Origin of the sequence: Pararhodobacter zhoushanensis (assembly GCF_003990445.1) — a bacterium.
GTDB lineage: Bacteria > Pseudomonadota > Alphaproteobacteria > Rhodobacterales > Rhodobacteraceae > Pararhodobacter > Pararhodobacter zhoushanensis.
On the sequence record NZ_REEZ01000003.1, the window covers coordinates 364,242 to 390,654 of the forward strand.

Genomic DNA, 26,413 nt, shown 5'->3' on the forward strand with positions numbered 1-26,413 from the left:
TCAGGCGGTGTGCCGCCAACGGCGGTGAACCCAGAACCATTGCCCCGGATGCGCACGCACCTTGGCCGAGACGCTGTCATTGATCGCTTGCGTCATGGTCACCGCGTCGCTGTGCGGGACCGGCTCTTCGACCTCGACCGTGAAGGTCAGCCCGTCAGGGTTGCGCGTTGCATAGAGCGGCACAAGCAGTGCGTTGTATTTCAGCGCCATCTTGGCCGCCGAGGTGGCGCTCGCGGCGGGCTTGCCCAGAAAATCCAGCATTTCGCCATGGGCCATGTGCTGGTCGCCCAGAAACCCCAGCATCCCGCCCGATTTCACAAAGCGGATCATCGCGCCCAGCCCTTCATTGCCGCGCGGAAACAGGGGGGTGGCAATGCTTTCGATGGTCGCGACGTACCGCTTGTTCGCCGCCGGGTTCGAAAGCGGCCGGTAAAGGCCCCCAACGCGAAAGCCACGTGCCGTCAGACCTGCGCGCAGCACGTCATAATTGCCGTAATGCGCCGAGGCCAGAATCACCGGGCGACCCTCGGCATGGGCCTGATCCAGCGCCGCCAGACCGGGGCCACTGATGGGTTGGGTGGCGACAAAGCGGGCGAACTCGGCGCCTGAATGCAGTTCGATCAGCGAACGGCCAAAGTTATCGGCCACGTCGCGGCAGATCTGTTTGACCTGCGCCTGCGGCATGTCGGGAAACACATAGGCCAGATTGGCCTTGATCCGCCGATTCATCGCCAGCGGTCCCAGAATGGTCCGGCTGAACCAACCCATCGCGGGGATACGCCGCCGGTAGGGCAGCACCAGAATTGCACGGAAGATTGCCGCCTCTGCCCGGTCTTCGACCCAATGGCGAAACGAAAGGCGGGCGGGGGCGGGGGCATCTGACATGCGCTCGTATCTAGTCACGGGGCGCGGCTGTGTCCAGCACGCCCGCCGCCGCGTCACGGATGCGAGCCCTTGCGGCGGTTGTGCCACCAGATCCACTGCTCGGGGTTCGCGCGGACCTGCGCCGCGAAAGCGTCGTTCAGCGCCTGCGTCATCGTCTCGGCGTCCGACGCGGGCACTGGTGCGTCGATTTGCACGCGAAAGCCCGGCTTGCCGGGCGTGCGGATGCCCCAGATCGGCACCAGCAGCGCATCATAGCGCAGCGCCATCTCGGCCATGGACAGCACGGTGCGGGTGGGTTGGCCGAGGAAGTCGAGCATCACCCCCTGCGGGCGGTCCAGATCGCACAGGATGCCCAGCATCCCGCCTCCGCGCAGAAATTTCACCAACCGCCGCAGGCCTTCGCCGGTATCGGGAAACATCGGCGCGCCCGAGGCCGAGACGGCCTCGACGTAGCGGGCATTCAGGGCAGGGCTGCCCAGTTCCTTGAAGTAACCGCCAATGGCAAAACCGCGCGCGATCAGCGCCAGCCGCCAGGCGTCGTAATTGCCAAAATGCGCCGAGACGAGAATCACCGGGCGGCCCTGCGCATGGGCTTCATCCAGCGCGGCCAGACCGGGGCCTTCCAGCGGCAGGGTGGCGGCAAGGGCGGCAAGGTCGGGGCCGGACAGAACCTCGGTGATCATCCGCGCCATCGAGCCGGGGACTTCACGCGCGATGCGCTGTACCTCGGCCTCGGGCAGATCGGGGCGGAAATGGTGCACAGCCTGCGCGACACGGTGCGGCATCGCGCCAAAGCGGCCGATCACGGTGCGCCCCAGCCAGCCCGCAAGCCGCACGCGCAATCCGAAGGGCAGGCGCATCAGCAGGCCCACCAGCGCCAGCGTGGCGCGGTCGCGCGGCGTTACGCGCCGGGGAGTGGGGGGTGGGTTCTGCGTCATACCGGGTGCGCCAATGAAAAACGCGGCCGATCCGGGTGGGGAACGGCCGCGCGATCATAGCGTCAGGGGTCTTGCGGCAGCAAGGCCGCCTGACCTCAGACCGCTTCGCTGATGAATTTCACCGCGTCGCCAAAGGTCTGGATGTTCTCGGCCGCGTCATCGGGGATCTCGATGCCGAACTCTTCTTCGAAGGCCATGACCAGCTCGACGGTGTCGAGGCTGTCAGCGCCCAGATCGTCGATGAACGACGCGTTCTCGGTGATCTTGTCTTCCTCGACGCCGAGATGTTCGACCACAATCTTCTTAACGCGATCAGCGATATCGCTCATGTTCTGTCCTCGTTTTCGTTCGGCGGAACCCGCCCTGATGTTGAATTGGCTCTCGCAAGCTGTGACGGCCGCGACGGCGAACAAGGCGGCGGGCCGGACCAGCACGGGCAGGCCCCGGCTCAATCAGCGCCGCCTATAGCACAAGCCGGCAGATAGGCAAACGCTTTCCCTCACCGCGTTGTGAGCCCTTTCCGGTGCCCTGCGAGACTCTAGTTGGGGTTGAAAACCGTGGATTTCAACGGCTGGGGGTGGAGTCCCGCCACCCCCTAACGCTGCCTGTCATCCTGCGCTTTGCAGGCCCGGCTGTCGAGGGTGAGTCTGTGACCCGCCCCGGCGTCACAGCATCGCCATTCCGCCGTTCACATGAATCGTGCTCCCGGTAACATAGGCTGCCTCGGGCGAGGCGAGATAGAGCACCGCTGCCGCGATTTCCTCGGGCGTGCCCATACGACCTGCGGGGATCTGGCCGTTGATCTTGGCTTTCTGGTCGTCGGTCAGCTTGTCGGTCATCGGCGTGGCGATAAAGCCCGGCGCGACGGCATTGGCGGTGATGTTGCGCGAGGCGACTTCAGCCGCGATCGACTTGGTCATGCCGATCATGCCGGCCTTGGACGCGGCATAGTTGACCTGACCCGCGTTACCCGTGGCGCCGACGATGGAGGAAATATTCACGATCCGACCCCAGCGCGCCTTCATCATCGGGCGCATGACCGCGCGGCACAGGCGCATGGTGGCGGTCAGGTTCACGTCCAGCACCGAGGCCCACTCGTCATCCGACATGCGCATGAAGAGCTGATCGCGGGTGATGCCAGCGTTGTTGACCAGAATATCCAGCCCGCCCATCGCCTCGATGGCGGCTTTCGGCAGGGCTTCGACCGCTGCCGGGTCGGACAGGTTGCACGGCAGCACATAGGCGCGCTCGCCCAGTTCGGCGGCCAGTGCCTGCAGCGGCTCTTCGCGCGTGCCCGAGAGGCCGACAGTGGCCCCGGCGGCATGCAGCGCGCGGGCGATGGCGGCGCCGATGCCGCCCGAAGCGCCAGTGATCAGGGCGCGTTTGCCGCTGAGGTCGAACATGGGATATCCTTTCGTCGTTGCGTCGGTGCCGGCCGGGCAGGGGGCCAGCCCCCTCTTGGCCATGCGGCCAATTCACCCCCGGCGTACTGGGGGCAAGGTGAGGGGCAAAGCCGGGGTGCCCGGACGTTGGGCCCGGTTTTAGCAGTCCGCCGGGCGGCACGCCAGCGGGCAGGGTTCCGCCACCCATTGCGGTCGGGCTTTTCCCGACGCTAAACAATGTATATGTCGCAAAGCGAAGCCCTAGTCGGAGGATGACAGATGCGCCGAGTCGTGGTGACGGGTCTGGGAATGGTGACACCGCTGGCCTGCGGGGTCGAAGAGACCTGGAAACGCTTGATTGCCGGGCAATCAGGTGCCGGGACAATCACCCGTTTTGACGCCAGTCATCTGGCGACGACTTACGCATGCGAAATTCCGCGCGGCGACGGCACTGACGGCACGTTCAATCCCGATGACTGGATGCAGCCCAAAGAGCAACGCAAGGTCGATGATTTCATCCTGTACGGCATGGCCGCCGCGACCATGGCCGTACGCGACTCAGGCTGGGAGCCCGAGGATGAAGAAGGCCGCTTGCGGACCGGCGTGATGATCGGTTCGGGTATCGGCGGTCTTTCGACGATTGCCGAAACAGCGCTGCTGATCAAAGAGCGCGGCCCCAAGCGGGTCTCGCCGTTTTTCATCCCCGGTGCTCTGATCAACCTGATCTCGGGCCATGTCAGCATCCGTTACGGGTTCAAGGGCCCGAACCACTCTGTCGTCACCGCCTGTTCGACCGGCGCGCATGCCATCGGCGATGCGTCCCGGCTGATCATGCTGGGTGACGCGGATGTGATGGTCGCTGGCGGGGCTGAATCCCCGATCAGCGAGATCGGCATCGCAGGTTTCAACGCCTGCAAGGCGCTGTCGACCAAACGCGGCGAATCGCCCGAAACCGCCAGCCGTCCCTATGACGCCGACCGCGACGGCTTCGTCATGGGTGAGGGCGCGGGCATCGTTGTGCTTGAGGAATACGAGCACGCCAAGGCGCGCGGCGCGAAGATTTACGCCGAGATCCTGGGCTATGGCCTGTCGGGTGACGCGTATCACATCACCGCCCCGGCCGAGGATGGCGACGGCGCGTTCCGCAGCATGAAAGCCGCGCTTGAGCGTGCTGGGGTCACCCCGGCGCAGGTGGACTACATCAACGCGCATGGCACCAGCACAATGGCCGACACCATCGAGCTGGCCGCCGTTGAGCGCCTGTTGGGCGACGCGGCGGAAAAGGCGACGATGTCGTCCACCAAATCCGCCATCGGGCACCTGTTGGGCGCTGCAGGCGCGGTCGAGGCGATCTTCTGCATTCTGGCGCTGCGCGACCAGATCGCCCCGCCGACGATCAATCTGGACAATCCCGCCGTGGCTCCACGTCTGGATCTGGTGGCCAACACCGCGCGTGAGCGCAAGATCGACATCGTTCTGTCGAACTCGTTCGGCTTTGGTGGCACCAACGCAAGCCTTGTGATGGGCAAGGTCCGCCCCTGATGTGGAAGCACGTCGTTGCGAATGTCTTCACGCTGCTGATCGTGGCGTTTGTCGTGCTGGGCGGTGTCGTGGCCATGGGGCAGCGCGCCTTTGTCGCGCAGGGCCCGTTGACCGAGGCAATCTGCCTGCGCGTCGATCAGGGGGCAAACCTGCGCACAGTAGCGGCCTCGCTTGACGCGCAAGAGGCCGTCAGCAGCCCGATGATCTTCCGCATCGGCGCTCAGTACGACGGGCGCGACGGGCGGTTGCGGTTTGGCTCGTATCTGGTGCCCGCCGGGGCGTCGATGGATGAGATCCTCGACATCGTGACGCGCGGCGGGGCCTCGACCTGCGGGACCGAGGTGGTGCTGCGTATCGGTGTGACACAGGTCAGCTATCTGGTGCGCGAGCTGGACCCGGCGACCAACCGCTTCGAAGAGGCGGTGACGCTGCCGCTGGAAACCGAAGAGTTTCCTGCCGAATATCAGACGGTTGCCAACCTGCCCGACACCCGCTTCCGCATCACCGTGGCTGAGGGCGCGACCAGCTGGCAGATCTGGAACGCGCTGACCAACGCCGAATTCCTTGAGGGGACGATCCCCGAGGTTCCGGCCGAGGGCGTGCTGTCCCCCGACAGCTACGAGGTCCGGCGCGGGGCTGACCGGGCGGCGCTGATCGCCGATATGGAAGAGCGTCAGGCGGGGATTCTGGCGACGGCGTGGGAAAACCGGGTCGAAGGCCTGCCCTTCGAAACGCCCGGGGAAGCGCTGATCCTTGCTTCGATCGTGGAAAAGGAAACCGGTGTGCCCGAAGAGCGGCGCGTGGTGGCCAGCGTGTTCCTGAACCGTCTGGCCGTGCCGATGCGGCTGCAGACAGACCCGACGGTGATCTATGGCATCACGCTGGGCCAGCGGGTGCTGGGACGCGGGTTGCGCCGGTCCGAGCTGAACGCGGACACGCCGTATAACACCTACCGCATCGACGGCTTGCCGCCGACACCCATCGCCAACCCGGGCCGCGCCAGCATCGAGGCGGTGCTGAACCCCGAGACGACGGACTACATCTACTTTGTTGCCGATGGCTCGGGCGGGCATGCCTTTGCGGTGACGCTGGCCGAGCATAACGACAACGTCGCGCGCTGGCGGCGGTTGGAAGCGGAGACGGATAACTAAACTTTTAGCGACTATCCCGGTGCCGCTGTTGCGGCCCCGGATTGACTTTTTGCACGCTAAAGTGTAGTAGTTATCGCACGCTGGAAGAAATGAACAACGGCCCGGGTCCTCCCCGGGCCGTTTTCGTTTTGCTCGCACGGGCAGCGAAACAGCGGAACGTAGCTATGACAGACGGGAAGACCCCTCAGGGGGAAGACCCGCCGCGGCACTTGGTGGCGCAGGCGGAACGGCAGCTGGCTGCCTGCGGTGCAGAGCTGGATGCGGTCATCGAAAGTATCAAGGCAGGGGATCTGGGACCGGCGCGCGATCTTGCGTCGGCGATGGCCGCCCTGCGCAAGGCATTGGAGGCAGTGTTCAGTGAACGCGCAAAACTTGAAAAGATCACCGAGCAGTCAGGAGCCCGAGACGGAGAGCTGGATCTCGCCGCTGCAGGCGCCGAGGTGCGACGCCGAATGGCTTGCCTGCGCACCGCGCAGTCTGCGCGAGGCGTTTCTGGCGGGGCTGAGTGACAGCGCCCTTACCGCGCTGCCCTGGCTCTTCGACTTCTGGGCACTGCCCCATCAGCGCGCGCCTGAAGGCGCGTGGCGCACATGGGTGTGCATGGGCGGGCGCGGCGCGGGCAAGACCCGCGCCGGGGCCGAATGGGTGCGCGCGCAGGTCGAAGGGGCAGGCCCGCGCGACCCGGGTGTGGCGCGGCGGGTGGCGCTGGTCGGCGAGACGCTGGATCAGGTGCGCGAGGTGATGATCTTTGGTGAAAGCGGGATCATGGCCTGCTCGCCGCCCGACCGCCGCCCGAAATGGGAGGCCACGCGCAAGCGGCTGGTCTGGCCGAACGGGGCGGTGGCGCAAAGCGTCTCGGCGCATGCGCCCGAGTCGTTGCGCGGGCCGCAATTCGACGCGGCCTGGGCGGATGAGCTGGGCAAGTGGAAGAAATCCGAAGAGGTCTGGGACCAGCTGCAATTCGCCCTGCGGCTGGGCGACGACCCGCGCTGCGTCGTCACCACCACACCACGCGCGCAAGGGGTGCTCAAGGAGGTGCTGGGCCTACCCTCGACCACGGTGACCCGTGCGCCCACCACCGCCAACCGCGCCTTTCTGGCCGCGTCTTTTCTGACCGAGGTCGAGGCGCGCTATGGCGGCTCGCATCTGGGCCGGCAAGAGCTGGAAGGGCAGCTGTTGGAAGATGCCGAGGGCACGCTGTTTCCCGTCTCGTTGCTGGCCGGATGCCGGGCCGAGCGGCTGCCCGCATTCTCCCGCGTCGTGGTGGCCGTCGACCCGGCAGTCAGCGCCGGGCCACGCTCGGACCTGTGCGGGATCGTCGTGGTCGGGGCGATGACGAAAGGCCCGGTCAAAGACTGGCGCGCGGTGGTGCTGGAGGACGCCAGCATCCGCGCCACCAGCCCGACGCAATGGGCCGAGGCCGCGATTGCCGCGATGGACCGCCACGGGGCCGACCGGCTGGTCGCCGAGGTCAATCAGGGCGGCAATCTGGTGGAAAGCGTGCTGCGCAGCGTGGACCCGCTGGTGCCGGTGACGCAGGTGCATGCGACCGCCAACAAGAAGGCGCGGGCCGAGCCGGTGGCGGCGCTCTACGAGCAGGGGCGGGTCAGGCATGTTGCCGGTCTGGCCAAGCTGGAAGAGCAGATGGCGCTGATGACCACCAAGGGCTTTCAGGGCAAGGGCAGCCCCGACCGGCTGGACGCGCTGGTCTGGGCGCTGCACGCGCTGATGCTGGAACCGGCCAGCAGGGCGCGGCGGGTGCCCAGCGTGCGCTCGGTCTGAGAGACGAAAAAGGGGGCCATCGGCCCCCTTTCTTGATCAGCTTTTCGGACGGAACGGCTTGCCGCCGGGACCACCCGAGCCTGACGGCTTGCCACCGAAGGGCTTGCCACCCGGTTTCCCGGTCGGCTTGCCGGCAGGCTTGCGCGCCGGCGGCTTGCCCAGACGGGCCGAGGGGTTGCGCGCGGCATCGGGGTCGATGCGCGGGCGGGCAGGCTTGGCGCTGTCACCCGCCGGACGCGGGGTGTATTTCGCCGTGCGCGGCGCACCTTCGCCCGCAGCAGCACGCGGCTTGCGCGGACGCTCGCCATCGGCATCCGCCGAGCGGGGCTTGTAACCCTCTCCAGCGGCCGCACGCGGCTTGTAGGGGCGATCACCATCGGCGCTGCGGGGCTTGTAGCCATCCTCGCGCGGGGCGCGGGCCTTGTAGGGCCTGTCGCTGTTCTCGCCAGCGGCGCGTGGCTTATAGGCCGGACGGTCGCTTTTCTCGCCCGCAGCGGCGCGGGGTTTGTAGGCGGGACGCTCTGAACCTTCGCCAGCCGCACGCGGCTTGTAGGCCGGGCGATCCGAGTCATCGCGCGGCGCGCGGGCTTTGTAGGCCGGACGTTCGGCATCGTCGCGCGGCGGGCGCGGGGTGTAGGCCGGACGTTCGCCGTCCTCACGCGGGGCGCGCGGCTTGTAGGCGCGCTCGCCGTCTTCGCGCGGCGCACGGGCCTTGAACGGGCGGTCACCTTCCGGGCGCGGACGCGGGGCAGGGCGGTCGCCTTCCGCCGGAGCCTCGGCGGGTTCCACCGGGATTTCCTGCTCAAGCGAGCGGGCTTCTCCCAGCGCGTTCCAGAACCGCTCGGCGCAATCGTCATGCAGCTGGGCCAGCGTGTAATCCGGGTAGATGCGGATCGCACCGATGTCGGCTTTGGTCAGATCGCCGTTACGGCACAGCATCGGCAGCAGCCAGCGGGCTTCGGCGCGACCCGTGTGGCCAACACCCAGACGCACCCAGAAGCTGCGCTCGAACTCGGTCCGGGCGCGCGGCTTGGCACCATCCGCCGACACGGCAACGACATCCTCAGGGGCCGAACGGGCGGCGAAATAGAAGCGCGAGACGGCAGCGGCCAGCTCACGCGAGCTGAAACGCTCGGTCAGCATGGTGATGATGGGCATCTCGTCGGCCTGCTCGGCAGCGCCCAGAATGGGGTCGGTCAGCAGACGTTCGGTATCGCGGGCCGAGACTTCGGCGGCCGTCGGGGCCGAAGCCCATTCGGCATCCAGCGCGGCCATGTTCAGCAGGCGCTCGGTCTTGCGGCGGGCCGAAGACGGCACGATCAGCACGCTGACCCCCTTGCGCCCGGCGCGTCCGGTACGGCCCGAACGGTGCAGAAGGGTTTCCTTGTTAGACGGCAAATCGGCGTGGATCACCAGTTCAAGACCGGGCAGGTCGATGCCGCGCGCCGCCACGTCGGTGGCCACACAAACGCGGGCACGCCCGTCGCGCATTGCTTGCAGGGCGCGCGAACGCTCTTCCTGCGCCAGCTCGCCCGACAGCGGCACAACCGAGAAACCACGGTTCAGCAGGCGGGCGGTCAGGTGGTTCACGGCCACACGCGTCTTGCAGAACACCAGCGCATTGGGCGCCTCGTAATAGCGAAGCACGTTGACGATGGCGCGCTCGGATTCCTCGGCCGCAACCATCAGCGCGCGGTACGAGATATCGCCATGCGCTTCGCGTGAGGTTTCGGTGGCAATGCGGTGCGCGTCGCGCTGATAGGTGCGGGCCAGACGCTCGATCTCGGGGCGGACCGTCGCCGAGAACAGCAGCGTGCGGCGCTCTTCGGGGGCGGCTTTCAGGATGAATTCCAGATCCTCGCGGAAGCCCAGATCCAGCATCTCGTCCGCTTCGTCCAGCACAGCGGTGGTCAGCGTGGTCAGATCCAGCGCGCCGCGCTCAATATGGTCGCGCAGACGGCCGGGGGTGCCGACGACGATATGCGCGCCCCGCTCCAGCGCCCGGCGCTCGGACCGGGCGTCCATGCCGCCAACGCAGCTGGCGATCACGGCACCGGCTTCGGCATAGAGCCATTCCAGTTCGCGGCGGACTTGCAGGGCCAGTTCGCGCGTCGGCGCGATGACCAGCGCGCGCGCGGTGTCGGGCGGGGGCAGCATGCCGCCATCGTCAAGCATGTTGTCGGCCATCGCCAGACCAAAGGCCACCGTCTTGCCCGACCCGGTTTGAGCCGAGACCAACAGGTCTTTGCCCGCGACAGAGGGGTCCACCACAGCCGCTTGCACCGGCGTCAGAGCTTCGTAGCCTTTTTCGGCCAGGGCACGGGCGAGCGGTGCGGGAAGGGGGGGAAGAGCGGCGGTCATGTGGCGGTATCCTTGAAACACAAGCCGCCCCCATACGCTCCGAGGGCGGCGCTGTATAGGGTAAGAATAGCAAGACATGCACAGGACGGCTATGCCAGAACGCCGCAAGAGAGGTGTGAATGACGGTTGATTACAAAGCAAGACTGAAAAGAGTCTACGCGGCAATTCACGATGACCCGGCGCGCGAGCACTCGCTCGATGAGCTGGCTGACGTCGCGGCGCTGTCACGGTTCCACTTTCACCGGGTCTTTGCGGCGATGACGGGCGAGACAGTGTCAGAGGCCGTTCGCCGCGTCCGCCTGAACCGCGCGGCGCATGCGCTGGCGCGCAGCGATGCGCCGGTGGCCGCTGTGGGGCGGGCCTGTGGCTATCCGAATGCCGCCAGTTTCACCCGTGCGTTTCGGGCGGCGTATGGCGTCGCACCCGGCGAATTCCGCAAGGCGGGGCAGGCGCTGCCGCTCAAACTCAGAACCATTGGCCAAGGAGGACACAGCATGTTTCCAGTCACCATCACCAACGAGGCCCCGCGCCGGGCCATCGGTCTGCCGCACGCGGGCCCTTACATGCAGATCGGGGCGGCCTATGATCAGCTGAGCGCCGAGCTGGCCTCTCTGGATTTATGGCCTCAGACGCGCGGTTTGGTGGGCGTTTATTTCGATGACCCGTCGATTGTCGCACCCGAAGCGCTGCGCAGTTTCGCCGGCGTGATCGTCGATGCGGACCTGCCACTGCCCGCTGGTTTGGATGAACTGGCGATTGCCGGGGGCCGCTATGCGCGCATGGCGTTCAAGGGGCCTTATACCGGCTTCGGTCTGGCGTATGAGTGGCTCTTTGGCGACTGGCTGGCGGCAAGCGGCGAGGCGATGCGCGACGCGCCGTCGTGGGAGTTCTACCTCAACACGCCGATGAACACCGCGCCCGAGGATCTGCGCACCGACATCCTGCTGCCGCTCGAGGACCGGGCATGAGCAAAGACCCGCTGTTGACTGGCAAGCCCGGTGTCATCCAGCGCGTTCAGGTGCCGCCGCTGCGCTTTTTCGCCATCGACGGGCAGGGCGCGCCGGGTGGAGACGTCTATGGCACCGCCGTGGCCGCACTCTATGGTCTGGCCTATGGCGCGCGGTTTGCGGGCAAGGCATTGGGCCACGACGAGAAGGTCGGCCCGCTTGAGGGGCTGTGGTGGGCTGATAATATGGCGGCGTTTCTGACCGGCGACCGGGCGGTGTGGCGCTGGACGATGATGATCCGCGCACCGGACTGGCTGGATGACGCCGTCTTGACGCAGTTGCGCGCGGCGGCGATTGCCAAGCGGCGCAAGGACAAGCCCGAGGTGGCAGACGCGCTGGCCGAGGTGACGCTTGAAGTCGTGGACGAGGGGGAGTGCCTGCAGGCCCTGCATCTGGGCGCTTATGCGGACGAGGCCCCACTGATCGCCCGCATGCACGCGCAAGCTGCGGAGCAGGGGTTCGCTCTGCACGGGCAGCATCACGAGATCTACCTGTCCGACCCCAACCGCACCGCGCCCGAGAAGCTGAAGACGATTATCCGGCAGCCGGTGAGAGCGAAGAGTTAGACTCTTTAAACATCCTGAGCGCTGGTTCTCGCTGTAAGAGCGAAATTTCTATCAATTTTCCAACATTGCAAAAATGTCAGACCTAAGTACCCGTTAACGGAAGACGCGCGCCAGTTGCCCGGCGCGCGTCCCTCCTCCGTAGCCCGCCAGCCCTCCCCGGCTTCGGGCCTCGGTACCTCTGTCCCGAGCTTAACCGCGTGCGATCAGCTCGGATTGTTTCACGATCACTTCGGCCTGCTTCATCGACGCGATGTCGATCAGCTTGCCCTTGTAGGTCGTCGCACCCTGACCGTTGGCCTTGGCCTCTTCCATCGCGGCCAGAATGGCGCGGGCATCGGCGACGGCCTCGTCGGACGGGGTGAAAACTTCGTTGGCCAGCGCGACCTGCTTGGGGTGGATCGCCCATTTGCCGACCATGCCCAGCGTCGCCGAGCGGCGCGCCTGCGCGCGGAACCCGTCATCATCGCTGAAATCGCCGAACGGCCCGTCAACCGGCAGCACGCCATGCGTCCGGCAGGCGGCGACGATGGCGGCTTGCGCCCAGTGCCAGGGATCGGACCAGTATTTCGCCCCCTCGCGTGCCATGTAATAGTTTTCCTGCGTGCCGCCGATGCCGGTGGTCTGCATCCCCATCGAGGCGGCGAAATCCGCAGCACCGAGGCTCATCGCCTGCAGGCGCGGGGACGAAGCCGCGATCTCTTCGACATGGGCAATGCCCGCTGCGCTCTCAATAATCACCTCAAGGCTGATCGGCTTGGTGCGGCCCTTGGCGCGCTCAACAGCCGTCACCAGCGCATCGACCGCATAAACATCAGCGGCGCAACCGACCTTGGGGATCATGATCTGGTCCAGCCGGTCGCTGGCCTGCTCCAGCAGGTCGACGACGTCCTTGTACCAATAGGGCGTGTCCAGCCCGTTGATGCGCACGCTGAGGTACTTGGTGTTCCAGTCCACGTCATGCGTGGCCTGAATGATGTTGGCCCGCGCGCTGTCCTTGTCCGACGGCGCAACCGAATCCTCAAGGTCCAGATTGATCACGTCCGCCGCCGATGCCGCCATTTTCTCGAACAGCGCAGTCCGTGAGCCGGGGCCAAAAAGTTGGCAGCGGTTGGGACGGGCGGGCGAGGGGGGCTGGATGCGAAAGGACATGCAGTTCCTTGAGTAAGGATATTACGTTTGACTCGGGGTGGTGGATATAATGTTGCGCACCTATGCGCAAGGGGGATTCTGCACCTGCGAGGTGCGATGCTGCCTGCGCAGCACGCGCGACATCGGTTCGATTGACCGAGCGACGCAAGCGGGTCTATGCGGTGAGGCGCTCAGCGAGAGGATCTGCGATGACCCAAGCCACCGTATCACCTGTGAACCAGAAAATCCGCGTGTGGATTTCCCGCGGTGTGGCTCTGGCCTGCATCCCCTTCATCGCTTTCATGCAGTCAGCTTGGTCAGACACCCTGGTGCAGCCGGTGTTCGAGGTTGTCGGCGCGCTGGTCGTTGTTGCGGCGGTGCTCGGGCGGTTCTGGTCGATCCTCTACATCGGCGGGCGCAAGAACAATCAGGTCGTGCAGGACGGCCCCTATTCGATGTGCCGTCATCCCCTGTATCTGAGCACGACAATCGGCGCGATCGGGCTGGGGTTGATGCTGGGATCTTTCGTGCTGGCGGCCTTGCTCGGGGGCGTGGCCTTTGTGATCCTGAGCATGACGGCGGCGCGAGAAGAGACTTTCCTGCGCGCCGAATTTGCACCGGCCTATGATCTTTATGCCCAGCGGGTGCCTCGGATCTGGCCGAAGCCGTCGATGTTCCAGACACCGGTTGAGGTGACCTTCGACGCTTTGGTCCTTCGCCGCAACCTCGCCGATGCGTTGGGTTTTCTGGCGCTGATCCCGCTGGCCGAGCTGATGGAAACGCTGCGCGAGAGTGGCGTTCTGGGCAGTTTCATCCTTCCTTGAAGGCAGGCTGCACGTTTCTTCTGCCGTATTGCTGAAAGATCGAACAATCTTCGATAACAGCCGCCATATTGACGCAAGAAATCAAAGACATTCGCCGCGCCTCGCTGCATTCTTCGATGAACCTGCGCGATGGAGTCCGCTATGATCGAAACCCCGTATCTGCTGTTTCTGGGCGACGCGCCCGACATGTTGGCCGCCAAGGTCGCGCAAGGCATCAAGGACTGGCGCCCTGAATACGCGCTGGGTCAGCTGCGGCTGGACGGCTGCAAGGCCGATATGGGCCTGCCCGACATGACGCTGGCCGAAGCCAAGGCGGCCGGCGTGAAAACGGTGGTTATCGGCGTTGCCAACCGCGGCGGGGTTATCAGTCAGACGTGGAAAAAGGTGCTGGTCGAGGCGCTGGAAGAGGGCTTCGATCTGGCCTCGGGCCTGCATAACCTGCTGCGCGACGAGGCCGATCTGGCCGCTGTCGCCAAAGCCACCGGCCGCACCCTGCATGACGTGCGCATCCCGTCGGTGAAATATCCCATCGCCAACGGGGAAAAGCGGACCGGCAAGCGCCTGCTGGCCGTTGGCACCGACTGCTCGGTCGGCAAGATGTACACCGCGCTGTGCATGGAAAAGGAAATGCGCGAGCGGGGCATGAAGGCCAGCTTCCGGGCGACCGGCCAGACCGGCATCCTGATCACCGGCGGCGGCGTGCCGCTGGATGCGGTGATCGCCGACTTCATGGCGGGCTCGATCGAGTATCTCACGCCGGACAACGACCCCGACCATTGGGATCTGATCGAGGGGCAGGGCAGCCTGTTCCACGTCAGCTATTCCGGCGTGACGCTGGCGCTGGTGCATGGCGGCCAGCCCGACGCGCTGGTGATCTGCCACGAGCCGACCCGCGCGCATATGCGCGGTCTGCCGGGCTATCAGTTGCCCAGCATCGAAGCGGTGCGCGATGTGGCGCTGACGCTGGCGCGGGTGGCGAACCCGGCCTGTGTGGCGGTGGGTGTGTCGGTGAACACGCAGCATATGTCGGACGCCGAGGCCAAGGCCTATCTGGCCGAGGTCGAGGCGCGTGTCGGGCTGCCAGCGACGGACCCGTTCCGCTATGGCGCGGCCAAGCTGGTGGACGCGCTCGAGGGGATCTGAGGGCAGCGTCGGGGGGCTGCTCGCCCCCCGAACCCCCTCGCCAAAGGGGAGCGCACGCGCCCCCCTTTGGAAACCCCCCGTGGATATTTTTAGACAGATGATGAGGGTGCGCATGATCACCGTGACCGCAGAGAGCTTTCGACTGGCCGAGGTGTTCACCATCTCGCGCGGGTCGCGGACCGAGGCGAAAGTGCTGACGGTGCGGGTGGAGCGCAACGGCATGGTCGGCTGGGGCGAATGCGTGCCCTATGCGCGCTATGGCGAGTCGCTAGAGTCGGTGGCGGCTCAGGTTGACGGCCTGCCTGCCGGGATCGACCGGGTGGCGTTGCAGGATGCGCTTCCAGCGGGGGCGGCGCGCAACGCGGTGGATTGTGCGCTGTGGGATCTTGAGGCGAAGGCGGCGGGCAAGCGGGTCTGGCAACTGGCCGGGCTGGCCGCGCCGGGGCCGATGATCACCTGTTTCACCCTGTCGCTGGGCTCACCCGAGAGCATGCAGGCGGCGGCGGCGCGGCATGCGCATCGGCCGGTGCTGAAGATCAAGCTGGGCACGCCGGATGACATGGCACGGCTGGAGGCGGTGCGCGCGGGCGCACCCAAATCGCGCATTGTGGTGGATGCGAATGAGGGCTGGTCGGCCGAGGTTTACACCGAGCTGGCACCGCATCTGCTGCGTCTGGGCGTGGCGATGGTCGAGCAGCCGATGCCTGCGGGCAAGGATGACCTGCTGGCCGAGATCGCGCGGCCGCTGCCCGTTTGCGCGGACGAGAGTTGCCATGACCGGGGCTCGCTGCCTGACCTCAAAGGCAAGTATGACATGGTGAACATCAAGCTCGACAAGACCGGCGGCTTGACCGAGGCGCTGGCGCTGCGCGCCGCCGCGCAGGCAGAAGGGTACCGCGTGATGGTGGGGTGCATGGTCGGCACCTCGCTGGCGATGGCACCGGCGGTGTTGGTGGCGCAGGGGGTTGAGGTGGTCGATCTGGACGGCCCGCTGCTGCTGGCCGAGGATCGCGTGCCGCCGCTGGCTTATGACGAGGCCGGTGTGCACCCCTCGACGGCGGAGCTTTGGGGCTGATGCGGATCGCGGCGCTGGCCGACATTCACGGCAACGCCGATGCGTTGCGCGCGGTGCTGGCGGATCTGACGGGGCAGGGGGCGAACCGGGTCGTCGTGCTGGGCGATCACTTCAGCGGACCGCTGGCGGCGGGTGAGACCTGGGCGCTGCTGGCGGCGCGGCCTGATCTGGAGTCCCTGCGCGGCAACCACGACCGCACTCTGCTGGAGACCCCGCGCGCGGCGATGGGGCGGTCGGACAGCGCCGCCTATGACGAGCTGGACGCGGACGCGCTGGACTGGCTGGCCAGTCTGCCGCAGACGCTGCGCTTTGCCGATGTGTTTTGCTGTCATGGCACCCCCGCCAGCGACGAGACCTATCTGTGCGAGCGTATCACGCCCGATGGCGGCGTCGCGCAGCGGGATGCACCGACCATCGCCCGGTTGCTGGCCGGGATCGAGGCCAAGCTCATCCTGTGCGCCCATTCGCATCTGCCGCGCGCCCTGCGCCTGCCGGACGGGCGGCAGGTGGTGAACCCCGGTAGCGTCGGCTGTCCGGCCTACACCGATGCCGAACCGGTGCCGCATGCCGTCGAGGCCGGTTTCCCCGAGGCGAGCTATGCGCTGCTCGACCAGACGCCCGGCGGCTGGGACGTGACGTTCCGCCGCGTGCCCTATGACAGCCGCCGTATGGCCGCGCGTGCCACGGCGCAGGGCCGTGATGAGTGGGCAAGCGCGGTGAAGACCGGCTGGATCACCGCGTGATCCCCTCTTGACGGGGCGACCCGCAAAACCGATGAAACCCGAAACCTGCTGCCAAGAAACCCTCTGACGGAGAAGACCCCATGACCCGCACTGTTTACGTCAACGGCGACTACCTGCCCGAGGATCAGGCGCGGGTCTCGATCTTCGACCGTGCCTTTCTGATGGCCGATGGCGTCTACGAGGTCACCTCGGTGCTGGGTGGCAAGCTGATCGACTTCGACGGCCACCTCAAGCGTCTGGCCCGCTCCTTGGGCGAGCTGGAGATCCGCAACCCGCTGAGCGCCGACGAATGGCTGGCGATCCACCGCGAGCTGGTCACGGTGAACGAGATCACGGATGGCATGATCTACCTGCAGGTCACCCGGGGCGCCCCCGGCGACCGCGATTTCGCCTGGCCGGACCCCGAGACCTGCCCGCCGACGGTGGTGCTGTTCACCCAGTCAAAGCCCGGTCTGGCGGAGAGCCCGGCGGCCAAGGTCGGCATGAAGGTGATCTCGATCCCCGATGTCCGCTGGGGCCGCCGCGACATCAAGACCGTGCAGCTGCTCTACCCGTCGATGGGCAAGATGATGGCCAAGAAAGCGGGCTGCGACGACGCGTGGCTGGTCGAGGACGGGTTTGTCACCGAAGGCACCTCGAACAACACCTATATCGTCAAGGGCAACAGCATTATCACCCGCGAGCTGTCGCATGACATCCTGCACGGGATCACCCGCGCCGCCGTGCTGCGCTTCGCGCGTGAGGCGCAGATGGAAGTGATCGAGCGCCCCTTCACCATCGCCGAAGCACAGGAAGCCGACGAGGCGTTCATCACCTCGGCCTCGGCCTTTGTGATGCCGGTGATCGAGATTGACGGCGCGGTGCTGGGCGATGGCAAGCCGGGCAAGGTGGCGGCGCGGATGCGCGAGATTTACCTCGACGAAATGCGCAAGGCGGCGATCTGAACCGCCGGGGTTAGAAGGCCCACGGATTTCTGCCGGCGACGCGCAGCTCGAGCGCGTCGTCCGGCAGGCTGGAGGTGCCCTGCACCACCAGCACCGGCTGGCCGTCGACCAGCACCCGCACCTGATTGTTGGCCGCGTCTTCCTCGATTGTGACCTCAGGCTCCGGATAGGTGATCGAGGGATCGTTGGAATCCACCGTGTTGTAGCCGATGGTTACGGCCACACTTTCGCCGCTCTCATAGTCGGTGATCAGGTTCGGTGCAAAATCTGGGGGCAAGCCATTGCCGACGCCGATGCGCGCGATGAAATGATCGGTGCCCTCGCCGCCGGTCAGGGTGTCGCCGTCCAGTGTGTCGTCGCCCTCGCCGCCGTCGGCGATCAGGGCCGTGATCGTATCATTTCCCGCGCCGCCCTCGGCGTAATAGCTGTCCAGGATCAGGTCGTCTCCGTCCCCGCCGTAGACCTCGTCGCCGTTCAGCGTATCGTTCCCGGTGCCGCCGAACACCGTCCCCTCGCCGCGGGTATCGATATCGACGCCGAAGCTGGTGGCGGAAGCATCGACTGATCCGACAATTTCAAAGGCTTCGAAATTCTCGAAGGAGGCGATGTTGCCGTCGGCATCGCTCGCAACGCCGGATCCGCTGTCATCGATCACCATCGAAAGCGGGCCGTTGCCAAAGAGATGCAGGCTATCCACGTCCTCGCCACCGTCGAGGAACAGGTCGTCGATGAGTTCGACACTGATCAAATCGTCACCGCTGCCGCTGTGGACCTGATGCGCACCCGCTGTGAGATAGAGCGCATCACTCCCGGCGCCGGTGTTGATCTGGAGGGCGATGTCCTCGCGGTGATATTCGACAACGTCATGGCCGGACCCCAGTGCATAGCGTTCGAATCCGTCCAACAGGACAGCGCGTTCGAAATGCGGGCTGGTGGCAAGGAAGTTTGTATTTCCTTCGGCATAGAGATGCATCGCTTGCGTCATGCCCGAGGCGTCGAGCAGGTCGCCCTCGGTCTCGCCGCCGTCGCCGCCGGAGAGTTCCGAGCGTTCCAGCAGCGGGCGACCGCCGTCGGGGTTGTCGACGGTGCGCATCTCGAAATCGTCGGATAGGGTGATCGTGTCGTCGCCCTCGCCGCCGTCCAGCGTGTTGATCCCAAGGCCCTGTTCGAGCAGGTCATTGCCCGCGCCGCCCCGCAAATCGTCGTCGCCGTCCCCACCCAACAACCAGTCGTCGCCATCGCCCCCGATCAGCGTGTCGTCCCCTCCGCCGCCAGCCAGCGTGTCATTGCCGCCCAGCCCGTCGATCAGGTCAGCACCGTCAGTGCCGGTCAGGCTGTCGTCGCCGTCGGTGGGGTCGACGGGGGGCTCGACCGGATCGGAATCGGCGTTCCCGCCGCTTCCAAAGGCGAAGGCGAGGCCGAAGAGAAGTGCGACAAGGGCGAAGGTCATGGGGAGCTCCGGATTGTTATGGCTGGGCCACCGCCGTCCTTAGGCTGGCGTGGCGTAGACGACCACCTGCGAGACATCGAAGTTCGCGGGTGCCTGAAGCTGCATCACCACAGTGCCGTTGATGGTGATCGACACATCGCCTGTGTCGGGATCTGTGCGTGTATCCAGGACGAGGTCAGGGGCCGGTTCGGGGGTATCCGAGTCGCTGGTGTTATACACGACGGTGAGTCTCAGCGTGTCTTCGCTGCCGTCGTAGTCGGTGACGGTGACTTCTGACAGCGTGGGGGTGATATTGTCGCTGTCGAGATAGATCTCCGTCCCGAATGCGTCCGTGCCGTCGCCGCCGGTCATGAACGTGCCGTCCTGACCGAACAGAAAATCGTTGCCGTCGCCGCCCTCAAGGCTGCTGGCGCCCCAGCTCGTCAGATGATCATCCCCTGCGCCGCCCTGCAACAGTGAGCCTTCAGCGTCATCGCCAGCGCTGTAAAGCCCCAAAACGTCGTCCCCCTCACCCCCGATCAGGGTCGAGTCGAACCAGCCTTCCAGCCTGTCGTTGCCCAGTCCGCCATCCATCAGGTGCCCGCCGATGAAAGTGTCGTCGCCGCCGCCGCCGAGTATGGTCGTGTCGCCGTAGGTGTCGGCCTGCGGGTTTCCTTCTTGCGGCCTGATGGTAATGCGGACGCCTTCGTTCAGGGCGGTGGCGTCGATACTGTGGTCACCCGGTCTGAGGGTATAGTTTTCGATATTCTCGAAGGTCACCACACCGTCGTCACCCCTGATGGTGCCGGAATTAGGCGTCTCAAGCGTCAGCGCCACAGTCTGCCGCTCGTCAATACTCAGCCTGTCGCTGCCCTCGCCGCCGTCGATGATACCATCCCCAAAGCCGCGGGTCAGGTAGAGCAAATCCGCGCCGTCGCCCCCGAGCATCGTGTCGGAGCCGCCGCCCGAGGTCAGCGTATCGCGGCCCTCGCCGCCTTCGAGCCAGTCGTTTCCGGCGCCGCCGTTCAGGGTATCATCGCCTTCGCCGCCAAAGAGCCGGTCGTCGCCGGGCCCGCCCTGCAGCTCGTCATCGCCTGCGCCGCCGTCAAGCTCGTCGTTGCCCTCGCCGCCGCGCAACCAGTCGTCGCCGTCGCCACCGATCAGCGTGTCGTCCCCGTCGCCGCCAGCCAGCGTGTCATCGCCGCCCAACCCGTCGATCAGGTCCGCGTCGCTGGTGCCGTTCAGGCTGTCGTTGCCTTCCGTCGGCCCTTCGTCGGGGTCGGTGGGGTCCACCGGGTCGGTGGCATCGGTCTGACCGCCCATTCCCAGAGTCAGGGCAAGGGCAAGCAACATAAAAGCGTAGATCATGGCACACTCCGGTTGTACGACACGGCGATGGTGGTTGCCGCAAAACGGCGATCATGTGGGCTGCAAGAGACAATCAGCACATCGGTGGCGAGGTTGGTCACACCCTCAAGCGCCATCGCGTGTTGGACGCGGACCCTGATGAGGGTCTGCTTGGTGTCGGGGTCGTCGATCATATCGCCACCAGGCAGAGAGTCGCCGCCGCACCGTCAGACACGCCGGTCATGCCGACCGACGGGGCAGGGGCGCGCAAAACAACGGCAGCAATCATCTCAAACTCCACACTATTCAGGTCGCGGCCATCAAGGCCTTTGGCTATTCGGGTCGGATGTCGTTGGCCAAGACCGACACGGTGAACGCGCCCTCTGGCAGGCTGTCGGTGCCTTGCAGGATCACAACCGGCTGGCCATCGGCCAGAATGCGGACCTCATGGGCAACGCTGTCTTGTTCGATGGTGATCACAGGCTCTGGGTGAGAGACGGTGTAATCCTCGGTGTCCTGCTCGTTATAGTGCAGGACCATGGTCACGCTCTCACCCGGCTCGAAATCGGTGATCACCAGCGGATCGTTGGGCGCGTAGCCGTCACGCATCGTGCGGTTGATGGTGAAGCTGTCAGTGCCCTCACCGCCGGTCATCCGGTCGGTGATCTGGCTGGCGAAAAGCGTGTCATCGCCCGCACCGCCGTCCAGGACCGTCCCGCGCAGCACGTCATCGCCATCGCCGCCGAACACATCGCCCCCCGCGAGTGTGTCGTCGCCGGTGCCGCCAAGGACCGTGGTCGCGCCCGTGATCTCGACGCCGAAGCCAGTGGCCGAGGCATCGGCCCTAGCGCCCATCACATCGAAGCGTTCCATGTTGGCGAAATGCAGCGTGCCGCCCTGCGTGTCGGTCAATACGCCCGAGCCGGTGGCGTCAACGACCAGCGCAGCCAGCGCGTGCCCCTCGTCGCTATTGACCTCCAGCAGATCGCGTCCGTCGCCGCCGTCGATGAACATACCCTCATCCAACGCGTCGCTCGCCCAGATCGACAGGTCGTCATCGCCGTCGCCCAGATTGACCTGATGGGCCGCGTTCGTCAGAGAGACCAGATCGCGCCCTGCGCCGGTATCAACCGCGACCCCGCGTTCCCAGAGGTCCATCTCGACCACATCCATGCCCGACCCCAGCGCATAGCGCTCGAACCCGTCCAGCGTCACCGCGCGATCCGACAGCGGTGACGTGCCGGCGTAAGCATTGGTTTGGCCGATATAGAGGTGCAGGTTCTCGCTCATGCCCGAGGCGTCGAACAGATCGCCATCGCCCTCACCGCCGTCGAGCAAGGATTGCTCGAACCCGCTGATGTTGCCGTTCGCGTCATAGAGCGTGAGGGCGTCGAAGCCGTCATTCAGCACCAGCGTATCATTGCCGTCGCCGCCGTGAACCTCGTTGATGCCCGCGCCGCCATCCAGCCAGTCGTCGCCGCCGTCGCCCATCAGGGTGTCGTCGCCAGCGCCTCCGATGATCGAGTCATTGCCGTCAAGGCCCTGAACCAGATCATTGCCGTCGCCAGTCTGGAGTGCGTCATCGCCATCGGTGCCGGTGATGTCTTCGTCGGTCTCGACGGAATCAGAGTCGCCGCCATTCAGGGAAACGGCGAGAACAAGGGCGAGAAACGCAAACGCAATAACCATCGGGAACTCGGAACTACACACCACACAGTTGCAGAATTGAGGACATTGCGCGCTTGAGTCAATTTAATTCAACATTATGAAATTGCGTTGCAAAATGCGATTGGAAGGCTGCAGCGGAAATTGTTTCCCTTGTGGAAACTGGATGGCCAAAGTTGGATAATTGTCGCGCGAAAGCCTCGAATCCCGGTGCGTCCGGCAACCGCTGTCCCCGCAAGACCCGCTTTTCGCCCGCGCATTAAAAAACGCGAAGGCGCTTGCGCTGCCTCCGCGTTTTGTCGTGATCGTGGCTGAGGGGCGTCAGGCCGCCGCTTGAGTCCAGCTTACCTGCAGGTCGGTATTGGCATCGAAGGTGGTCGTGCCATTCAACGTGGCCCACAATTGACCGCCGACATAGACGTTGACCAGATTGTTCTCGGCGTCGGTTTCGGTGGTCACGTCGGGCGCGGTGTCGCCGGTATGCTCGATGTTCAGCACCAGCGTATCGGTGCCAGACACGAAGTCGGTCACCACCAGAGTGTCGCCGCTGTCAGTGTCCGAAAAGCGCTCGTCCAGTTGGACGACATCCGCGCCGCTGCCAGTGGTTACAGTGTCCAGACGATCGGCAAGCAGCGTGTCGTCGCCGATGCCGCCATCCATCGAATCCGCGCCCGCGCCGCCGTCCAGACTGTCGTTACCGGCGTCGCCCATCAGCGTGTCAGCACCCGCGCCGCCCAGCAGCACGTCGTTCCAGTCGCCGCCGCTCAGGCTGTCGTTGCCGTCACCGCCGTCCAGCAGGTCCCGTCCGGTGCCGCCCAGAAGCGTGTCATCGCCGTTGCCGCCATACAGCGAATCGTCGCCCGCGCCGCCGTCCAGCAGGTCATAGCCGGCTTCGCCGAACAGCCGGTCATTTCCCTGACCCCCGTTCAGCGTGTCCATGCCATTGCCGCCATAGAGCGAATCCCAGCCGTTGCCGCCGTCGAGCGAGTCATCCCAGTCGCCGCCATACAGCGTGTCGGCACCGTCGCCCCCGTCCAGCGTGTCGCGGCCACCTTCACCCCACAGCAGGTCATTGCCTGCGCCGCCCAGAACCGAGTCGTCGCCACGCTCGCCGCGCAGGAAGTCATCGCCGTCGCCGCCGTCCACGGTGTCGTTGCCAGAGCCTGCGTTCACCTCGTCCTGACCGGCGCCGGCAGAGAGGTCGTCGTTACCGCCAAAGCCATTGATCAGATCATCGCCGTCGGTGCCGATCAGCGTGTCGTCGTCATTGGTGCCGTCCAGACTGTCAACGGTGTCGACTTCGCCACTATCGCTTCCCGTACTGCTCAGTCCCAGAACAACCGCGAGTAAGAGGAAAACACCGATGTAAGCCATTGAACACTCCAAGCGTTGCAGCGGCAGCGGGGGCTACCGTTATAAAATGGGACGTTAATCTTTCGTTAACCATTGGGATCGCGGCCGTAAGGTCAAGTGATTCCATGGATATACAACCGTAAGGGCATGTGCGCGCCCAAACGGGCATCTCCAATAGCATCAAATTGATCCTATTGTTGCGAAAATGGAAACGATTCGGGCTGTGCGCTGCAAGCGTCGGAAAAGCCGTGCAAAATGCGCGGCTCATCCAGCCTTTGCGGCGTCAGTCCTTCTTGCCCACATTGGCAGCAAAGCTCTGTTCGAACGCCTTGAGCTGATCGCCGGTCGCTTCGGCCTGATGCTGAGCGCGCCAGTCGTCATACGGCATGCCGTAGACCACTTCGCGCGCCTGCTCCTTGTTCAGCGCGATGCCTTCCCCGGCGGCGGCCTCGCCATACCAGCGGCTCAGACAGTTGCGACAGAACCCGGCAAGGTTCATCAGGTCGATGTTCTGCGCATCGGGGCGGTCCTGCATCAGATGCTGGATCAACCGACGATAGGTGGCGGCTTCAATGCGGGTGCGGGTGGCGTCGTCCATGAGGGCCTCGCGAGGTTGCAGATGGTTGACCAAGACCTGTGCTCTTCTCTGCATGGGGTCAAGCCGTCCAGCCCCGGGTGCGCTGCGTGCCTATTCATCCGGCAGAGACAGTATTTCGCGTTAGCGATACCGGTATTGCCCGCGGCACGGTTGCCGCTTGGTCATAATTGGGCGATACCAAGTGAAATTGACCCGTTTGAACGGGACTGGCTTTCAGAAAAGGACGCGCCATGCGCCGCAACCGCAATGTCAAGATCGTGGCCACGCTGGGCCCCGCGTCATCCGATCTCGCAACGATCCGCGCCTTGTTCGAGGCCGGAGCCGATGTGTTCCGCCTGAACATGAGCCACGGCACGCATGATGAAATCGCCGCCCGCCACGCCATCGTGCGTCAGGTTGAGCGTGAAGCAGGCCGCCCCATCGCGCTGCTGGCTGACCTGCAGGGGCCCAAGCTGCGCGTCGGCACCTTCGCGGTCACCTCGGTCGAGCTGGAAGAGGGCCAGAAGTTCCGCTTCGACCTCGACTCGGCGGAAGGCAACCACCAGCGCGTGACCCTGCCGCATCCCGAAATCTTCGCCGCGCTCGAACCCGGCGCGCGGTTGCTGGTCAATGACGGCAAGATCTGTCTGGTCGTCGATGACTGTGGCGCTGATTATGCCAATTGCACCGTGACCGTGGGCGGCGTCATCTCGAATCGCAAGGGCGTGAACGTGCCAGACGTCGTACTGCCGCTGCGCGCGCTGTCTGACAAGGACCGCGCCGATCTGGAATTCGTCTGCGAACTGGGCGTGGACTGGCTGGCGCTCAGCTTTGTGCAACGCCCCGAAGATGTGACCGAAGCCCGCGAACTGGCCAAGGGCCGTGCGGCAATCCTTGCCAAGATCGAGAAACCCGCCGCCGTCAAAGCCTTCGATGCCATTGCCGAAGTCAGCGACGGCGTGATGGTTGCGCGCGGCGATCTGGGGGTCGAGCTGCCGGTGCATTCGGTTCCGCCGATCCAGAAACGCCTTGTCCGCCGCGCCCGCGCCCTGGCCAAGCCGGTGATCGTGGCCACACAGATGCTGGAATCGATGATCGAAAGCCCGATGCCGACCCGGGCAGAGGTGTCCGACGTGGCCACGGCGATCTATGAAGGCGCCGATGCCGTCATGCTCTCGGCGGAATCGGCGGCGGGGAACTACCCGGTCGAGGCCGTGCGCACCATGCACAACGTCGCGCTGTCGGTTGAAGGCGACACCACCTATCGTCAGGTCATCGCGGCCTTCCGCACATATGAGCGCGTCTCGGTCGCTGATGCGATTGTCTCTGCCGCGCGCGAGATCGCGGAATCGACCGACATCAAGGCGATCTGCTGCTTCACCGACTCGGGCACCACGGCGATCAAGGTCGCCCGCGAGCGCCCGCAGGTGCCGATTCTGGCGCTCAGCCCGTCGATGCAGACCCTGCGCCGTCTGTGCCTTGTCTGGGGGGTGATCTGTGTCGAAACCGGCACCGTCGACCGCTTCAAATCAGCCGTGGTCAATGCGGCCCGCGCGGTGCGCGAACTGGGTATGGGCACAACGACGGATCAGATCGTGGTCACGGCGGGCGTGCCGTTCAACGTGCCGGGTACGACGAATATCCTGCGCGTCGCGCCCTGCGATGAGCGCTTGATTTACCGGGCCGAGGCGGATTGACTCGGGGGCCACAGGAGGCCCCCCCGTATGGACCGCGATCTGCTCTTTCTCACCGGCCTGATCTTTTTGCCGCTCGCTTTCGTGGCGCTTGTATCGGCTTGGGCCGACCGGCGCTTTCCGACGGCGGCGCTTGTCCTGACGGTGATCGGGGTCGGCGTGGCAGGCTGGGCCTATGCAACCAATCCGGGGGGCTACGACTGGCGTGGCCTCCCGGATCTGGCGGTCGAAACCGTCGCGCGCTACTGGCGGCGCTGATCAGCCCTTGGTGCGCGGCACAGGCCGGTCGATGACCGCCAGCGTCATGCGCGAGATGCACACCAGCTTGCCTGCTTCGTCAGTGATGTGGGTTTCCCAGACCTGACTGCGCTTGCCGATATGGATCGGGCGGGTGATGCCGGTGACCCAGCCGCCGAGGCCCGGACGCAGGTGGTTGGCGTTGATCTCCTGACCAACGACGCTTTGCGCGGCAGCGTCGATGACGAAATTCCCCGCCCAGGAGGCCAGCGTCTCGGCCAGCAGGACCGAGGCACCGCCGTGCAGGATGCCCGCCGGTTGCTTGGTGCGCTCGTCTACCGGCATGCGGCCGACCAGATAGTCGGGGCCGGCTTCGGTGATCTCGATTCCCATATGCGCGTTCGCGGTGCCCTGACCGTAACGGTTGGCCATCTCGATGGTGAAAGGTGTCTTCCAGATGCCGGCAGGGGCGGGGGTCTCGGTCATGGCGTGTCTCCGGTTTTGGTCTGGAAGTGCCCCTGCGGGTGCGCTAGGGCAAGTCCCTGGCAGAGATGACCCTGCGTCGGGACGTATTCTGGCGCGAATGGTGCTCATTGGCCTGCCAGCCCTTGCCAAGCCTTTGAACGCGCGGTAATGGGCA

Annotated in this window: 25 protein-coding genes; 12 read left to right on the forward strand and 13 right to left on the reverse strand. The window is 65.4% G+C overall.

Annotated features, from left to right (window positions below; all coding sequences use genetic code 11):
- The 4 genes from EAE28_RS09880 to fabG form a co-directional block, all read right to left on the reverse strand.
- Positions 1-885 carry a lysophospholipid acyltransferase family protein gene (locus EAE28_RS09880; protein WP_127105682.1) on the reverse strand — a complete coding sequence of 295 codons (885 nt, stop codon included), beginning with the start codon at positions 883-885 and terminating at the stop codon, positions 1-3.
- A 53-nt stretch (positions 886-938) separates the two neighbouring features.
- A complete protein-coding gene (locus tag EAE28_RS09885; RefSeq protein ID WP_127105683.1) occupies positions 939-1,823 on the reverse strand; it encodes a lysophospholipid acyltransferase family protein in 885 nt (294 codons plus the stop codon).
- 95 nt (positions 1,824-1,918) lie between these two features.
- Complete coding sequence (locus EAE28_RS09890; RefSeq protein WP_068304285.1) at positions 1,919-2,152, reverse strand: acyl carrier protein; 234 nt, start codon at positions 2,150-2,152, stop codon at positions 1,919-1,921.
- Positions 2,153-2,488: 336 nt separating this feature from the next.
- Positions 2,489-3,226: a 3-oxoacyl-[acyl-carrier-protein] reductase gene (fabG, locus tag EAE28_RS09895; protein ID WP_127105684.1), complete on the reverse strand. Its 738-nt coding sequence runs from the start codon at positions 3,224-3,226 to the stop codon at positions 2,489-2,491.
- A gap of 258 nt (positions 3,227-3,484) precedes the next feature.
- On the opposite strand from fabG, the gene fabF reads away from it, so the two are divergent.
- The 3 genes from fabF to EAE28_RS09910 all read left to right on the forward strand — a co-directional run bounded on the left by fabF (position 3,485) and on the right by EAE28_RS09910 (position 7,680).
- The gene (fabF, locus tag EAE28_RS09900; protein ID WP_127105685.1) at positions 3,485-4,747 is read left to right on the forward strand and encodes a beta-ketoacyl-ACP synthase II; all 1,263 of its coding nucleotides are present in this window, start codon (positions 3,485-3,487) and stop codon (positions 4,745-4,747) included.
- Positions 4,747-5,898, forward strand: coding sequence for an endolytic transglycosylase MltG (gene mltG, locus EAE28_RS09905; protein WP_127105686.1), 1,152 nt, complete (start codon positions 4,747-4,749; stop codon positions 5,896-5,898). The genes fabF and mltG overlap by 1 nt, the downstream gene beginning before the upstream one ends.
- 426 nt (positions 5,899-6,324) lie before the next feature.
- Positions 6,325-7,680 carry a DNA-packaging protein gene (locus EAE28_RS09910; protein ID WP_425466771.1) on the forward strand — a complete coding sequence of 452 codons (1,356 nt, stop codon included), beginning with the start codon at positions 6,325-6,327 and terminating at the stop codon, positions 7,678-7,680.
- A 36-nt stretch (positions 7,681-7,716) separates the two neighbouring features.
- Here EAE28_RS09910 and EAE28_RS09915 read toward each other — a convergent pair whose 3' ends face one another.
- Positions 7,717-10,041 carry a DEAD/DEAH box helicase gene (locus EAE28_RS09915; protein ID WP_127105688.1) on the reverse strand — a complete coding sequence of 775 codons (2,325 nt, stop codon included), beginning with the start codon at positions 10,039-10,041 and terminating at the stop codon, positions 7,717-7,719.
- Between the two features lie 119 nt (positions 10,042-10,160).
- Here EAE28_RS09915 and EAE28_RS09920 point away from each other — a divergent pair, with 119 nt between their 5' ends.
- Positions 10,161-11,009, forward strand: coding sequence for an AraC family transcriptional regulator (locus EAE28_RS09920; protein WP_127105689.1), 849 nt, complete (start codon positions 10,161-10,163; stop codon positions 11,007-11,009).
- The gene (locus EAE28_RS09925) at positions 11,006-11,614 is read left to right on the forward strand and encodes a GyrI-like domain-containing protein (protein ID WP_127105690.1); all 609 of its coding nucleotides are present in this window, start codon (positions 11,006-11,008) and stop codon (positions 11,612-11,614) included. The genes EAE28_RS09920 and EAE28_RS09925 overlap by 4 nt, the downstream gene beginning before the upstream one ends.
- A 189-nt stretch (positions 11,615-11,803) precedes the next feature.
- Here the strand turns inward: EAE28_RS09925 and EAE28_RS09930 are convergent, their stop codons facing one another.
- On the reverse strand, positions 11,804-12,763 hold the full coding sequence (locus tag EAE28_RS09930) for an L-malyl-CoA/beta-methylmalyl-CoA lyase (RefSeq protein WP_127105691.1): 960 nt from the start codon (positions 12,761-12,763) through the stop codon (positions 11,804-11,806).
- A 188-nt stretch (positions 12,764-12,951) separates the two neighbouring features.
- On the opposite strand from EAE28_RS09930, the gene EAE28_RS09935 reads away from it, so the two are divergent.
- The 5 genes from EAE28_RS09935 (at position 12,952) to EAE28_RS09955 (ending at position 17,471) form a co-directional block, all read left to right on the forward strand.
- On the forward strand, positions 12,952-13,566 hold the full coding sequence (locus EAE28_RS09935; protein ID WP_127105692.1) for a methyltransferase family protein: 615 nt from the start codon (positions 12,952-12,954) through the stop codon (positions 13,564-13,566).
- A 141-nt stretch (positions 13,567-13,707) separates the two neighbouring features.
- Entirely contained in the window at positions 13,708-14,709 is a 1,002-nt protein-coding gene (gene dgcN / locus EAE28_RS09940) for an N-acetyltransferase DgcN (RefSeq protein ID WP_127105693.1), read from the forward strand.
- 112 nt (positions 14,710-14,821) lie between these two features.
- Positions 14,822-15,784, forward strand: coding sequence for an N-acetyl-D-Glu racemase DgcA (gene dgcA, locus EAE28_RS09945; RefSeq protein WP_127105694.1), 963 nt, complete (start codon positions 14,822-14,824; stop codon positions 15,782-15,784).
- A complete protein-coding gene (locus EAE28_RS09950) occupies positions 15,784-16,527 on the forward strand; it encodes a metallophosphoesterase family protein (protein WP_127105695.1) in 744 nt (247 codons plus the stop codon). The genes dgcA and EAE28_RS09950 overlap by 1 nt, the downstream gene beginning before the upstream one ends.
- Positions 16,528-16,607: 80 nt before the next feature.
- Positions 16,608-17,471 (forward strand): D-amino-acid transaminase, encoded by an 864-nt coding sequence (locus EAE28_RS09955; protein WP_127105696.1) that lies wholly within the window; start codon positions 16,608-16,610, stop codon positions 17,469-17,471.
- A gap of 10 nt (positions 17,472-17,481) precedes the next feature.
- Here the strand turns inward: EAE28_RS09955 and EAE28_RS24350 are convergent, their stop codons facing one another.
- The 6 genes from EAE28_RS24350 to EAE28_RS09980 form a co-directional block, all read right to left on the reverse strand.
- Complete coding sequence (locus tag EAE28_RS24350) at positions 17,482-18,921, reverse strand: calcium-binding protein (protein ID WP_127105697.1); 1,440 nt, start codon at positions 18,919-18,921, stop codon at positions 17,482-17,484.
- A gap of 39 nt (positions 18,922-18,960) precedes the next feature.
- A complete protein-coding gene (locus EAE28_RS09965) occupies positions 18,961-20,268 on the reverse strand; it encodes a calcium-binding protein (protein ID WP_127105698.1) in 1,308 nt (435 codons plus the stop codon).
- The gene (locus tag EAE28_RS23725; RefSeq protein WP_164736602.1) at positions 20,265-20,441 is read right to left on the reverse strand and encodes a hypothetical protein; all 177 of its coding nucleotides are present in this window, start codon (positions 20,439-20,441) and stop codon (positions 20,265-20,267) included. Before EAE28_RS23725 ends, EAE28_RS09965 begins: the two co-directional genes overlap by 4 nt.
- Positions 20,442-20,580: 139 nt before the next feature.
- Positions 20,581-21,936 (reverse strand): calcium-binding protein, encoded by a 1,356-nt coding sequence (locus EAE28_RS09970; RefSeq protein WP_164736603.1) that lies wholly within the window; start codon positions 21,934-21,936, stop codon positions 20,581-20,583.
- Between the two features lie 297 nt (positions 21,937-22,233).
- Positions 22,234-23,286, reverse strand: a complete 1,053-nt coding sequence (locus EAE28_RS24355; protein WP_127105700.1) for a calcium-binding protein — start codon at positions 23,284-23,286, stop codon at positions 22,234-22,236.
- Positions 23,287-23,548: 262 nt separating this feature from the next.
- Positions 23,549-23,863, reverse strand: coding sequence for a DUF1244 domain-containing protein (locus EAE28_RS09980; protein ID WP_127105701.1), 315 nt, complete (start codon positions 23,861-23,863; stop codon positions 23,549-23,551).
- A gap of 230 nt (positions 23,864-24,093) precedes the next feature.
- Between EAE28_RS09980 and pyk the strand changes: the two genes are divergently transcribed.
- Both pyk and EAE28_RS09990 read left to right on the forward strand, forming a co-directional pair.
- Positions 24,094-25,539: a pyruvate kinase gene (gene pyk / locus EAE28_RS09985; protein WP_127105702.1), complete on the forward strand. Its 1,446-nt coding sequence runs from the start codon at positions 24,094-24,096 to the stop codon at positions 25,537-25,539.
- A gap of 27 nt (positions 25,540-25,566) precedes the next feature.
- Positions 25,567-25,794, forward strand: a complete 228-nt coding sequence (locus EAE28_RS09990) for a hypothetical protein (RefSeq protein WP_127105703.1) — start codon at positions 25,567-25,569, stop codon at positions 25,792-25,794.
- Here the strand turns inward: EAE28_RS09990 and EAE28_RS09995 are convergent, their stop codons facing one another.
- Positions 25,795-26,259 carry a hotdog fold thioesterase gene (locus tag EAE28_RS09995; protein WP_127105704.1) on the reverse strand — a complete coding sequence of 155 codons (465 nt, stop codon included), beginning with the start codon at positions 26,257-26,259 and terminating at the stop codon, positions 25,795-25,797.
- Between the last annotated feature and the right edge of the window lie 154 nt (positions 26,260-26,413).